The organism is Acinetobacter sp. CIP-A165 (assembly GCF_000367985.1).
Taxonomy (GTDB): Bacteria; Pseudomonadota; Gammaproteobacteria; order Pseudomonadales; family Moraxellaceae; genus Acinetobacter.
The window spans coordinates 177,675-190,821 of record NZ_KB849206.1 but is presented as its reverse complement, the minus strand read 5'-3'; the positions used below and the strand labels follow the sequence as shown (position 1 = coordinate 190,821).

General features: G+C 39.6%; 13 protein-coding genes. 6 read left to right on the top strand and 7 right to left on the bottom strand.

What is annotated here, in order from left to right:
- Positions 1-134 precede the first annotated feature (134 nt).
- On the top strand, positions 135-1,544 hold the full coding sequence (locus F991_RS15185) for an FAD-binding oxidoreductase (RefSeq protein ID WP_004673120.1): 1,410 nt from the start codon (positions 135-137) through the stop codon (positions 1,542-1,544).
- A gap of 268 nt (positions 1,545-1,812) precedes the next feature.
- Here F991_RS15185 and F991_RS15180 read toward each other — a convergent pair whose 3' ends face one another.
- Complete coding sequence (locus F991_RS15180; RefSeq protein WP_004673119.1) at positions 1,813-2,601, bottom strand: hypothetical protein; 789 nt, start codon at positions 2,599-2,601, stop codon at positions 1,813-1,815.
- Between the two features lie 136 nt (positions 2,602-2,737).
- Here F991_RS15180 and F991_RS15175 point away from each other — a divergent pair, with 136 nt between their 5' ends.
- Positions 2,738-3,502 carry a nucleotidyltransferase domain-containing protein gene (locus tag F991_RS15175; RefSeq protein WP_004673117.1) on the top strand — a complete coding sequence of 255 codons (765 nt, stop codon included), beginning with the start codon at positions 2,738-2,740 and terminating at the stop codon, positions 3,500-3,502.
- A 301-nt stretch (positions 3,503-3,803) separates the two neighbouring features.
- On the opposite strand, the gene F991_RS15170 is transcribed toward F991_RS15175, so the two are convergent.
- Both F991_RS15170 and F991_RS15165 read right to left on the bottom strand, forming a co-directional pair.
- A complete protein-coding gene (locus F991_RS15170) occupies positions 3,804-4,118 on the bottom strand; it encodes a putative quinol monooxygenase (protein WP_004673115.1) in 315 nt (104 codons plus the stop codon).
- Between the two features lie 12 nt (positions 4,119-4,130).
- Positions 4,131-4,721: an NAD(P)H-dependent oxidoreductase gene (locus F991_RS15165; RefSeq protein WP_004673113.1), complete on the bottom strand. Its 591-nt coding sequence runs from the start codon at positions 4,719-4,721 to the stop codon at positions 4,131-4,133.
- A 254-nt stretch (positions 4,722-4,975) separates the two neighbouring features.
- Between F991_RS15165 and F991_RS15160 the strand changes: the two genes are divergently transcribed.
- Together F991_RS15160 and F991_RS15155 are read left to right on the top strand one after the other, a co-directional pair.
- On the top strand, positions 4,976-5,347 hold the full coding sequence (locus F991_RS15160) for a hypothetical protein (protein ID WP_004673111.1): 372 nt from the start codon (positions 4,976-4,978) through the stop codon (positions 5,345-5,347).
- A 341-nt stretch (positions 5,348-5,688) separates the two neighbouring features.
- Positions 5,689-6,918, top strand: a complete 1,230-nt coding sequence (locus F991_RS15155) for a chloramphenicol efflux MFS transporter CraA (RefSeq protein ID WP_416201920.1) — start codon at positions 5,689-5,691, stop codon at positions 6,916-6,918.
- A 21-nt stretch (positions 6,919-6,939) separates the two neighbouring features.
- Here the strand turns inward: F991_RS15155 and yccS are convergent, their stop codons facing one another.
- The 3 genes from yccS to F991_RS15140 all read right to left on the bottom strand — a co-directional run bounded on the left by yccS (position 6,940) and on the right by F991_RS15140 (position 11,184).
- A complete protein-coding gene (gene yccS, locus F991_RS15150) occupies positions 6,940-9,090 on the bottom strand; it encodes a YccS family putative transporter (protein ID WP_004673109.1) in 2,151 nt (716 codons plus the stop codon).
- A 233-nt stretch (positions 9,091-9,323) separates the two neighbouring features.
- On the bottom strand, positions 9,324-10,418 hold the full coding sequence (locus F991_RS15145; protein WP_171063513.1) for an AI-2E family transporter: 1,095 nt from the start codon (positions 10,416-10,418) through the stop codon (positions 9,324-9,326).
- A 121-nt stretch (positions 10,419-10,539) separates the two neighbouring features.
- Positions 10,540-11,184 (bottom strand): ParA family protein, encoded by a 645-nt coding sequence (locus F991_RS15140; RefSeq protein ID WP_034594731.1) that lies wholly within the window; start codon positions 11,182-11,184, stop codon positions 10,540-10,542.
- A gap of 127 nt (positions 11,185-11,311) precedes the next feature.
- Here F991_RS15140 and F991_RS15135 point away from each other — a divergent pair, with 127 nt between their 5' ends.
- Both F991_RS15135 and F991_RS15130 read left to right on the top strand, forming a co-directional pair.
- Positions 11,312-11,779: a Holliday junction resolvase-like protein gene (locus F991_RS15135; protein WP_004673106.1), complete on the top strand. Its 468-nt coding sequence runs from the start codon at positions 11,312-11,314 to the stop codon at positions 11,777-11,779.
- Between the two features lie 139 nt (positions 11,780-11,918).
- Positions 11,919-12,482 (top strand): hypothetical protein, encoded by a 564-nt coding sequence (locus F991_RS15130; protein ID WP_004673105.1) that lies wholly within the window; start codon positions 11,919-11,921, stop codon positions 12,480-12,482.
- A gap of 104 nt (positions 12,483-12,586) precedes the next feature.
- On the opposite strand, the gene F991_RS15125 is transcribed toward F991_RS15130, so the two are convergent.
- On the bottom strand, positions 12,587-13,141 hold the full coding sequence (locus F991_RS15125; RefSeq protein ID WP_004673104.1) for a hypothetical protein: 555 nt from the start codon (positions 13,139-13,141) through the stop codon (positions 12,587-12,589).
- Positions 13,142-13,147 lie beyond the last annotated feature (6 nt).

The following is a 13,147-nucleotide window of genomic DNA, read 5'->3' as shown; positions in this document are numbered from 1 at the left end:
AATCAAATGGTTTGAGCTGTTCTGTAAAGTTTCTATATTTTGGATACCTCCAATGATCAACGCTTCAAGAGATTGAAAGATCATTACTTGTTATTCAAAAGTCCTATATTTACTTCTTGCTAGGCCTGTAAACGATGAATGCTTCAGTCGCTTTAACACCTGAGTTATTGACCCAATTAACGGCAATTGTGGGTGAAAACCGTATTAAAACCGATGCCGATAGTTTGGAAAATTGGGGACGAGATCATACTAAACATTTTGATCCGAACCCTTCAGTCATCGTTTTTCCTTCAAGCACGGAACAGGTTCAAGCCATCGTTAAACTTGCCAATCAGTTTAATGTTGCGATTACGCCGTCAGGTGGGCGTACTGGACTTTCAGCAGGTGCGGTGGCAGCCAACGGTGAGATCGTGATTAGCTTTGACAAGATGAACCAAATCTTGGAGTTCTTCCCAGCCGATCGTATGGTGCGAGTTCAAGCTGGTGTGGTCACTGAACAGTTGCAGAACTATGCAGAACAACAAGGGATGTGTTATCCAGTTGATTTTGCCTCAACTGGCTCAAGCCAAATCGGCGGAAATATCGGAACCAATGCAGGCGGCATTAAAGTTATCAAATACGGTATGACCCGAAACTGGGTGCTTGGTCTAACGGTGGTGACAGGTAAGGGTGATATTCTTCGTATCAATAAAGGCATGATTAAGAATGCCACGGGTTATGCCTTGCAGCATTTATTCATTGGTGGTGAGGGGACGCTTGGTTTAGTCACTGAAGCTGAGATAAAGTTGGAACGTCAACCACAAAACCTGCAAGTGATGGTATTGGGTACACCTGACTTTGAAGCGGTGATGCCTGTATTGCATGCTTTCCAAAAAGAAATTGACTTAACCGCGTTTGAGTTCTTTGGTGAAGTCGCAATGCAAAAAGTTTTGGATCGCGGTCATGTACAGCGTCCATTTGAAACGCAATGCCCGTTCTATGTATTACTCGAATTTGAAGCGCCGTATGAGCCAATCATGGATAAAGCTATGCAGATTTTCGAGCATTGTATGGAACAGGGTTGGGTCATTGATGGGGTGATGAGCCAAAGTTTAGAGCAAGCGCAAAGCTTATGGCGTTTGCGTGAAGATATTTCAGAGTCTATTGCGCCGTTTATTCCTTATAAAAATGATATTTCGGTACTGATTACGCATGTACCTGCATTTATCAAAGAGATTGATGCAATTGTTGCTGATAACTATCCAGATTTTGAGATTTGTTGGTTTGGCCATATTGGTGACGGTAATTTGCACTTAAATATTTTAAAACCTGAAAACCTCACCAAAGATGAGTTCTTTGCGAAGTGTCAGGTGGTGAATAAATACGTATTTGACACTGTGAAAAAATATGATGGTTCAATCTCTGCCGAGCATGGTGTGGGCATGACCAAGAAACCATATTTGGAATATTCACGCTCGCCTGAGGAAATTGAATATATGAAAGCATTGAAGTTGGCATTTGACCCGAATGGGATTATGAACCCTGGGAAATTATTTGATCTTTAATGCTTGATTAAATAAAAGAAGTTCTGTTAAAAGTGTATCTAAAGATGCGCTTTTTTATTGTTAAATAAAATCATAGGTAATCTATATTTAAAAAAATCTACATAGTCTCGCTGATAGCTAGTGAGTTCTGAGGAATATTGGTATTGATGTTTTCTACTTTTGAAGGATCAAAAGTAGGCAAAAATCCTTTGTAGAACTGACAGTACATCCTTGTACAGCAGTTCTACATGGCGGCATCCATGCCGCCCACGCGATAGTAAATTTGGATTTATTTCTCATACGCCTTCCAACCCGTCAAAATATGATAAATCAGTGGTAAAAGACACAACGCAAAGAAACCACAAATCCCAACGACCCAAACTGGTAAATCACGTGGATTGCCTAAAAAGAAATAAGCAAAAACCGAATAAGATAACATCGCAAACATTGCCATAGTACCTAATGGAATCGTAACTCTAAAAATAAGCAGATTGGCAAACTTGCGATATGGCGCCATATCCCGATTCAAACCATACGCAATAATCATGACCAAGATATAGCCCATAACAAACAGCATAAATAGGGTTGCGGCAAATAGGAGTCCCGTTCGCCAACTCTTTTCTTGTACGGTTTGATCCCCAGCTCCATAAACAACTGTAATATGATCTCCCACCACAGGAGTATCCCCAGAACGAACTGAATTATCTAAGGTTAAAATTCTGTTTTGATCATCTTTGAATTGGACCTGAGCAGTGTGCATTAAGATTTGGGTTTTATATTTACGTCCATTGGAATCAGTACGTTCAGTATCGACCCATTCAGAGGTATAACTCACTACCGTTGCATCATAGCTTGGTTTGGTCGCTAAACCATAGACGGCTTGTGAAACCCAATAGGTAAAGGGGAAGAATAAAGAACTAATGCTAAAAACAACCACGAATAAATAACTAAATTCAAGCTTGCTGCTTTCACGATTATTGGCTAAACGCTTGAGCCAAAATTTTGTCAGAACAAAAGACCAAACACTCAAGATCACAACGACTAATAAGAAAACCTGTCCGGCATAAGTCAGTTGCATGAATGATCCTATTTGTTATATTGAATAGACATTGATTTTATCAAATGGTTATCTTTTTAAAATCAAATGAACTAGAACAGTAAAAAATATTATTGTCTCTCGCAAGTCTTAATTTTTAAATCATGAAGTAATATAAATGAACATCCATCACGAAATCGAAAAACTGTTTCAACAACGCCAAGATATCCCATTATTTTATATTGAAAGTGGTAGCCGTTTATGGGGTATGGCAAGCCCTGACAGCGACTATGATGTGCGTGGTTTTCATTTACCCAGTAAAGACCAATATTTTGATTATAAGAAATACCGTGATCTGATTGAAATTATGGATGGGGATTTTGACTTTGTTTCTTATGATTTAGACAAAATGTTTGGGCTATTGGCTAAAAGTAACCCAACCGTTTTGGAGTGGGTGCGAGCACATATTGTGTATTTTAATGCCTTTCCAGAATGGCAAACGTTTCGAGATGGATTGCTAGAGCGAATCGATTATAGCGCACTGTATCACCACTACTTATCGCTGGCGAAAGGTGGAATGAAAGTGATGCAAACCGCAGAAAACTTTACTTATAAAAAAGTATTTTATTCGATTCGTGGTTTGATGTCGGCAGAGTTGGCAACCCAAGAAGTGATGCCAGAATTATTGATCACTGATTTATTTGCACAAGTTGATTCAAATGATCCATTGCGTCACTGGGCGGAAGATTATTTAGAAATTAAAAAGCAGCAGAAAGAGAAAGCTCAACTTCCAGAAGTGGAACAAGCAGCGATTCTTAATTTACTGGAAACCAAGATTGAGAAATTAGCCGCTAAAGAAATGCAAAAAGCTGATCGTCGAGAGGGCTTAGAGCATTATTTGACGGAATATAGCCGACATTTGAAGCAGTATTATTATCAGTAAAAAATGTCTTTTGCTATTTAATAGGGGGAGATATAAAAGGCATTTTCTCTGAATTTATACATTAATCTGCTTGTGCTAAATGTCATCCACAACCTGCGTACTATTGGTAATATATTGTTTTTGCAAAATAAGTAAATATATCCCAGTAGTGAACAGGTTTTGTGGGTGACTAGGTTTTTGGTTACTTTTTTAAAAAAGTAACGTAAGCCTATAGGTTATATAGGATGCATCACGGTAAGACACTGAAAAGAAAACTATTCTTTCCTTTTTTCTCTAAGGCCATCAAGTGATTAGAGGTTTTTTAAAAACTAGCTTCTAAAATACGCACTTTTACATCAGCTACATGATCTTTGGTCGCCTCAAAATGCTTCAGCATATGTGCCGTTTGCATATGCGCTTCAAGATGAGCTGTGCTTTCCCATTGCTCCAACATCACAATGCTATTTTCATCCTGTGTCTGCATTTCAATTGCAGGTAAATGATCAATCAATGGCGCATAGCCATGACAACCATCTTCAGCCAGTACAGTTGGAATAATTTTTTCAAAAGCAGCTAAAACAGCTTGGCGATGTTCAGCAGCTTGATGAGTACGGATTTCCGCGATAATGGTAAGCATATTATTTCCCTCTCAATTGGCAGTTGCAAAAAGCTGATCTAAATGAACTTTGTACGCTTCTATATAGCTTGGAACATTCGGCATTTTGATCACATCATTCACGATAAAAGTTGGCAGGGACTGCATACCCAAGAATTGATTGGCTTTGTGAAAAGGTAGATAAACTCCATCAACCCCAACGCCGTGAAAGAATTGATCAGGATCGGTAAAGGCTTCCATCGGTGCATTCCATGTGAGCGATAACATGTACTTTTTACCTTGAATCAAACCACCTGAACCATATTTTTTAGATGCGTCTGAACGACTACGCCCATCGCTGGCATACAGTGAACCATGACCAATAGTAAATACATCATCAATGTATTTCTTCATGGTCCACGGTGCACCCATCCACCAGCCCGGCATTTGATAAATCACCACATCTGCCCATAAGTATTTTTCAATTTCGGCTTGGATGTCATAGTCACTGTCAGTGCGTGTCACTTGTACGGCATGACCAAACCCTTTTAAATGCCCTTCAGAAAAGTCAGTTAAGGTGTCATTTAACTCACCATTGGAATGGGCGAATTGCTTGGCACCATTAATAATTAAAATATTGCTCATTGAATAACTCAAAAATAGATTGCTAAAACTTGACGGCATTTTAGGAAATCTATTCATGAGTAAAAATACATAAATAGGCAAAATACTATTGATCAAAAATCAATAGTTGAGCTGATCAATAGTAGATTCCATTTCCATGATTGCAATGTGAGAGGGGAATACAAATTCATTTGCAAGTTATATACATACTTGTACTGTACGATTTGTTGTGGGGCGTTAATATGAATAAGCAGTGTTGCGATGGAAGATTAAAAATGCATAAAATTTGGATGGTTTTAGGATGCAGTCTATTTCTAACGGCATGCAATCCGCCAATTGCACAATCTCAACAACAAGCTGCGGTAGAAAAAAGTACAGCGATACATGCCGTGTTATTGGATCAACCGAATCTATTCCATGAAGAAACCAATTTAAAGATCGATCAACAATTTAATAGCGCAGAAAATCCAAGCGAGGCAGAAATTACGGTTGAACAAACTCAACTGGATGATTCTGTGATTGCTGTTCGAACCGAATATCAATTAAAACGCGATCAAGCAGTATGGAAAGTTGTGAATAAGAAACAAAGTTATCAATGTGCTAGAGGGGAGAACACTGCGACATTCCAGTTTGATTTATGTCCATAATATTTAAAATTGAATGAAAGATCAGCAAAGCTGTGGATAACTTGATGGTTATTCACATATTAAAACAATTGCTCAAATTGCGGTCATTTTGAAAAAATGCTAAAGTTGCGTCTGGCAATTTTGCCAAAAGGTAAAACATTTACCAAGCTCACGTAAATAGATTGTTTTTCTTATATACACCTAGTGAATACGGTGTTTTCACATTTATTACATGCGCTCTCACAGCATGAAAATCAAAATTTAATTTAAATCTAAACCATAAAATCGTGTGGTGATGATCCTATTTTCTTTGTATGGAAATGGGACGCACCCGAATTGGTTGTTTTTGTGAATAGAACATGATGACGAATAATCAAAATATGACGTTAAACCGTATAACGCTCATGTTTCCTTTAGCTTTAGTGCTATTTGAGTTTGCGGTTTATATTGGTAATGACTTGATACAGCCTGCAATGCTGTCGATTACCCAAGAATTTGGTGTCAGTGCGACGTGGGCACCTTCGTCGATGTCATTCTATTTGTTGGGTGGTGCCAGTGTCGCTTGGCTGCTTGGACCACTTTCAGATCGACTTGGGCGTAAAACAGTATTATTGGCAGGCGTGGCATTCTTTACAGTCTGCTGTTTGTTGATTTTATTGACGCATAATATTGAACAATTCTTGGCATTGCGTTTCTTGCAAGGCATTGGCTTAACTGTCATTTCAGCGGTTGGTTATGCCGCAATCCAAGAAACATTTGAAGAGCGAGATGCCATTAAAGTCATGGCACTGATGGCAAATATTTCATTATTAGCACCTTTACTTGGTCCTGTACTCGGCGCATTTCTCATTGAACATATTTCTTGGCATTGGGGCTTTGTCGCCATTGCCGCGGTTTCATTCTTGAGTTGGTTTGGTCTGAAGAAATTTATGCCATCGCAACAACAAAGCAGAGTGAAACAGCCTTTTAGCTATATGTTTGATGACTTTAAAAAGGTATTTACCAATCGCCATTTCTTGGGTTTAAGCCTTGCTTTACCATTGGTGGCGATGCCGTTGATGCTATGGATTGCCTTGTCACCGATCATTTTGGTGGATGAGTTGAAACTGAGCAGCATGCAATATGGTTTGGCACAGTTCCCGATATTCTTTGGTTTGATTGCAGGCAATATTGTCTTGATCAAAGTGATGGATCGTTTTGCTTTAGGTAAAACCATTTTGGTGGGTTTACCCATCATGTTATTTGGGACGTTGTTCTTATTGCTTGGCGTGATTTGGCCGATCTATCTCGTGCCATGTTTATTGATTGGTATGACCTTGATCAGTTTTGGTGAAGGGATTAGCTTCTCAGTGATGTATCGTTTTGCCTTGATGTCTTCAGAAGTATCGAAAGGTACGGTTGCAGCCGCAGTGTCGATGATCATGATGATGAGTTTCTTTGTCATTATTGAACTGGTACGGGTACTTTATACACATTTCCACATTTGGGCTTTTGCACTCGCGAGTGTGGCTTTGATTGCTTTATGGTTTGCTCAACCTCGTGCTGCGCTGAAACAGGTGATGCAAACACGTCAGCAACAAGGGATAAATTAGAACGGATGCGGTGTCAGTTGATTACTGAATTTCGAGTTCTAGAAGTTTGTTTTTCAACATCACCAGTTCAGTGAGGGTCTCGAGTAATAGACTCATTTGCTTTAATAGTAATTGATTTTGCTCAGAGACCTGACCTTGTGAGTTTAAGTGCTGAATTTTGATTAATATGTCTTCAATCTGTTGATTTGGAATCGGCTGTTGTTGGATCAAGCTGTGTTTGATTAATTCTGCGCTTTGATCTAACAACGCCAAAATATGTTGATCTTGAATTTGAATACGCTGATGACCGAGAGCAGACACGTAGCTCAACTGACTATGGCTATAGACCAAGTAGCGAAATGCATAATGGATGAGTTCTTGATTGGGCTGTGGTTCGGTACTGAGACTCGAAATCATATTTGATAGCTCGATCTGGGCATTATGTGCCGCACGACGTGCTTTACGATATTCAAGATCGTTGGAACGTCCTTGATGATATTGCTGGATGACCGCATCCAAATAATTCATGGTGGCTTGGCTACTTTTGCGTATATTTTCAGGAATATTACGAAAGTTCCAATCGGGCCAAATAAAGTTCACTGCTAACCATGCGATTGCACAGCCGATGAGCGTATCGACAATCCTCGGTAAAACAATACTAAAACCCGCGCCTTTTAGATTAAAAATCAATAAAACCATCAGTGTTGCCATCACCGTGGCAAGTGCATATTTCTTTTGGCGTAAATAGAAGAAATACACACCGCTAATCACGGTAATGACCAGTTGTCCTTCAATACTGGGTACAAAATAAAGCACGGGTATGCCCAGCAGCACACCTAATAACGTGCCGATGGTTCTGAGTTTTAGGCGGCTTTTGGTTGCAAAATAGGTGATCTGACAAACAAACAAACTGGTCAGTAAAATCCAATAACCATTTTTTGCAAACGGCAATAAAGAAATTGCATAACCCACGGCAAAGACGATTGCTAAACGAACCGCATGACGAAATAAGGCCGACTGTGGACTGAGATGTTGCTTAATTTTTAAGAATAAATCTTGAAAACCTTGAATATCTTCATCAAGCAAGTTCAAGTGTGCTTGTTGTTGCTGTGGGGAGAGTTTTTCGATTTTTTGCTTAAATTGCAGTTGAGCGAATTGCTCATGGATACTTTTTAAGTTATTGAAAATGAGTTCTAAATTTTTAACTTCAAGATTGTGAGGATGCTGAACAATCCAATCTTTCATTGATGCTTCAAGATTTTCCAGTGCTGCATCTGCCCGTTGACTGTTTTGGTAGGGTGTTTTATGCAGCAGTGACTGACTGAGCTTTCGGCAGGCTGTGGCCTGTAGAAACATATTTTTTTGGATACGAAAAATCAAATCACTGCGGCTAAAGTTCTGATGAATTTTTTCATAATGCAAATAATTAGACGTTACTTGTTCATGGATATCTTGGGCAAAATAGTACAAATTTAGCCAATAGATACTGGTGTTATTGATGCGGGAAGACTTGAGTCGAGAAAGTAAGGATTGCTTGGCCTGATTGAGACTATTCACCACCTGAGCATTTTTTTGTGAGAGTTCAAACAACAGTGCTTCAACATTATCTACATTGTCTGGATCAAACAGTTTGGCTTTGATTTGTAATAGTTCTCCTATTTCTTTAAAAATAGTCGAAATTTTTTCTTGTAGTGGCAGTGTGGGGCGAATGATAAAAAAGAGGATTGAAGTGAAACCGTACCACAATGCACCACAAACAAAATAACTGGGTTGCTGGTACCAATGTGGATAATCTCCCAACCCAAACATGGTGTAGATAGAAAGTAAAATCGTGCCAAAAGAAATTGTGGCGTAGCGTTGTCCCAAAGCACCCATCAGCACAAAAGCAGCACTGGATAGACTCAAATAAACGATGAACCAGAGTTTATAAGGCGCGAGAAAGGCTAAGATTGTACTGACCGTAAAGAACAGTACACAGACATAAAACAAGTTTCGAAGTCGGATGCTTAAGCGGTCATCAAAATCAGTCAGGGCTGCTGCAATTGCACCCAGTGTGACAGGCACAATAAATTGACTCAGACCAAGTCCATGCAATAGCAGGGTTGTGCCGATTAAAACAATAAAAATTTGTAGGCAATACAGCAGAATTGAATTCGATCTAAAACGATTGAAGAGCAGATAAAGACTGTTCATGATTATTTTTCTTCAATGGGTCTGGGTTTTATCATACAAACAAATTTTCCTTATAAAAATATTGTTTGATCAATGAGGCATATCATTTTTTGCATCAAGATTGAGTTGATTTTTCAAGTAAAAAGAATAAGCAAAATCCGTGCACAGTTATTGTTTTAAATATGAGTAATGGAAAAATAAATGAATTTTCAAGCAAACTGTGGATATCTTTTAAGATACCCACAGTCTTTTAACTATTTCGTATCAGGTGGTGCTTCAAGTGCTGCAACGGGCTCTTCCACATTTTCATGTAGCCATTCACGCCAAATCGCCAGTAACACGGCCAAAATCACAGGACCGATAAACAAACCGACTAAGCCAAAGCTGGCGACACCGCCGAGGACACCAAACATAATCAAGATGAATGGAATCTGCGTTGCACCTGAGATCACCAGTGGTCGGATCACATTGTCTGCACTACTGACGATCAGTACGCCCCAGACGATGACCCCAATTGCTTCGACGGTCTGACCTTGAGAAAATAACCATAGCCCGACACCTAAATATGAAATAGGCGTACCAAATGGAATCAGGGCTAAAAAGAAGGTCACAATCGTCAGTAACATTGGATTCGGCACACCTGCGACGAAGTAACTTAAACCCGCCAAAAGTGCTTGTGCAACTGCAGTTAAACCAACGCCGTACACAACAGCACGTGTTGTTTCTGAGATGGTTTGTAGATAATGGTGGACACGCGGCCCGATTACCATTTCTAAAGCACGACTGACTTGTGCCAATATGGTTTGTCCATCACGATAGAAAAAGAACAGGGTCATCAGAGCAAACGTCAGTTTGATCAAATTACGGCTAATTTCACTCAGGACAAAACGACCATAGCTCAAATGGCTTTGAATCCATTCCGCGATATTTTTTGCAATGCTATTCGGATCGCTGCTTAATTCATTCAGTGTGTGGCTAATGTCTCCGCCAATAATCGGCAGGTTCTTAATAAAATCAGGGATCTGAACATGCCCTGAAAAGAGTTGTTTTTGTAAATTAAAATATAAATTACGACCTTCAAGTTGCAACATAAAGATCGCGAAAATAAATGGAACCCCAATCACCAAAATGACCAAACTGATCATAATCGTGGCATTTAGGGTGGGGCGATGCTCGCCAAAAAATCGACGTTGTACCCATAGATAAACAGGCCAAGTCATATAGGCAATAATCGCAGCCCAAAGGACAGGAACAATAAAGTATTTGAGGATATTAAATCCCAAAAACATTAAGACAAAGAACAGTCCAAACAGCAAAACGCGTTGTAATACGGGAGCGTATTGTTGCACCATAGTTTTCTCTAGTGCTGGAAATTGAATAGATCCATATTAACTGAAAAACCAGTTTAGGGATATTTTCCTGCTGATCTTTTAAGATTTAATATCAAAAGATTACGTTTCTTTGCAAAGCTTAGAACCACTCACTGGGATCATCGACCAACTGGTTTAAAACAGGCTGCCATTGGTTTTGAATCAGCACAAAATTCTTCTGCGGTTTATCAAAAATACTTAGACCTTGCATCGCCAACGTACCATAAGCACTACGTTCAGAAATCCAAGCGACAGGAGGGTGCTCGATTTTGGTAAAGAAGTTCTGGATATCTTTGGAGCTGGCACTGTTTGCTTTGACGCGGTTGGCGATCAATAGGATTTGTACTTTTCCTTTACGGATCCGTTTGATCTCTTGCAAGTGTTTGAGAAAACGACGGGTACTATCAATATCAAAGAATGACGGTTGTATTGGTGTCACAATCGCATGTGCTTCGCTGACCAACTGTTCAGCATGCTCACCTGAAAGTGCTCCGGGTGCATCAATGATCAAATAATCAAGATTCTTAGGCGCGTCGCCAATTGATTTCTCATGTCGCCAATCAAGACTTTGGATTTCAGTGACCGTTTCTGGACGTTGTTTTAACCATTGTAATGAAGATTTTTGGTTGTCCGCATCTGCTAAAGCAACCTTATACCCTTTTTGTGATAATGCTGTGGCAAGGGTGATCGCAGTCATGGTTTTACCACAACCACCTTTTTGATTTGCGATTAATATTGTCTTCATGAACTCGTTTTTAACAGGTTTCTTATATTCAATCATACCTTAGCATCTTTTTGGCAAGAGTGTGTTACACATGACAAAAGTTTAATGTTGCAGTTAAATAGCACGGCGATAGATAAGGAACATTTTTATGTCAATTTGGCTTGCAATGCTAATTGGTGGGTGTATCGGCGTGGTGCTGACCACCATTATTTTGTCTCATAGTCGTAATGGGCGTATTCAAGCTGAGTATGAGCAATACATTGCTGAACTCGAATTGGAACATAAGCAAGCATTGTTAGATGCGCAGAAGCGTAGTGTAAATACCAGTCGCGCGGTGTTGAAAGGCAAAATGGCAGAGCAGTTTGCACCGATTTTGCCTGAGTTTCGGTATTTACCCAGTGATGCTAAGTTTTTAGGAGATCCAGTCGATTATGTGGTGTTTGATGGTTATACCGATTTTCGAGATGGCGATGGTGAAGCCGAAGATATTGAAGTGATCTTACTCGATATTAAAAGTGGTGGTGCGCGTCTGAGCAAAGGTCAGCAGGCGATTGCACAAGCAATCAGTGAGGGGCGGGTTAGATTCGAAACTGTACGAATTGATTTTGCCGAATAGTCATGGTTTCTAATGGCACAAAAATATGACCAAAGTGAAGCTGATTGTTACTAAAAAAAGCAACTTCATTCACGGTCTAAGCATACTATGAAAGGAATGATGTTCTAAGATTTTAGTCATTTTTGAGGATGATCGAGCCATGAACAAACGTCTTTGGATCAGTTTATGCATGGTTGCTGCAATGGGGCAAACACATGCATCAACCAATCAGGCAGAATATAATATTGCCAATGGTTTATCGCCTGTTGTGAAATATCAGTCCATTTCGGTATTAAAACCATTTGATGGGAATTTTCGTATATTGGGTTCAAAAGTTTATCACGATGATGAACAAGCGAAGTTTTCCCCCATCGATTATGCGGTCAGTTTAGACTTGTTTGCTGATCCTGAGATTGCACGGACGATTTCGGTGCGCCAGTATGATCGCTACTTAAACTGGAACATGAAAAAACTACCTGTACCACCTGATCAAGCATTAAAAATGGTGTCAAATATGCACATCATTCCTGCCAATCCTGAAATCGCAAAACAAATTAAGCAGGTAAAGCGTGGCGATTTGGTCAATTTAAAGGGCGAGTTGGTTGAGGTGCGTGATAAAGATCTGGTCTGGACATCATCTTTGACACCCGGTGGTGTAGGCGATGGCGCTTGCGAATTATTTCGCGTGAGTTCGATTGAATGGGTCGAAAGACAGAAGATTTAAAATACCAGTTTGATAAAAAAAGCCCGCTCTTTTTATAAAAAAGAATGGGCTTTTTTTATGAAAATATTGAGAAAGCTTCATATACTTTTGAAATTTTCTATCAATTAGCTTTCGGCCGTTTGCGAACTTTTCCAATGATGCAATTGGCTTTGCGCATGTAGGTAGCCATTTAATTGCTCGACCTGATCGGTCGAATTTTGAGATGGATTAGAATAACGACTTTGTTCTAAAACCTTGGCTTGATTGTCCCAATAATCATAAAGTAAACCCTGAATATAGCGACCTTGTTCAGTTTTGAGTTCCAAGTCTTTCAACATGTTGAGTGCAGAACGTACATTGTCTTTTTGGCGCTGCTGTTCAAACTCTGCTGTTAAAGTGCCATCTTGTTTCATTTTCGCCAATTCAATTTCCATACTATCGGTCATCTCGGTAAAGCGTTGCTCATATTCATCCAAGATCGCAATATCATGTGCATCATCAGCCGTAGTTGGAAACTGTTTAATTGGCATTGGATTGAGTTGACCAATTGCATCATTGACTGAATTGGTTTGAGCTTCATTTTGCGTTGTAGGCTCTTGGTCTTTATTGCAGGCACTGAGCAGCAAGGCAGAACCCAATACGCAGCTCATGGCAAGTGTTGTTTTAAATATAGCTTTCATAAATAA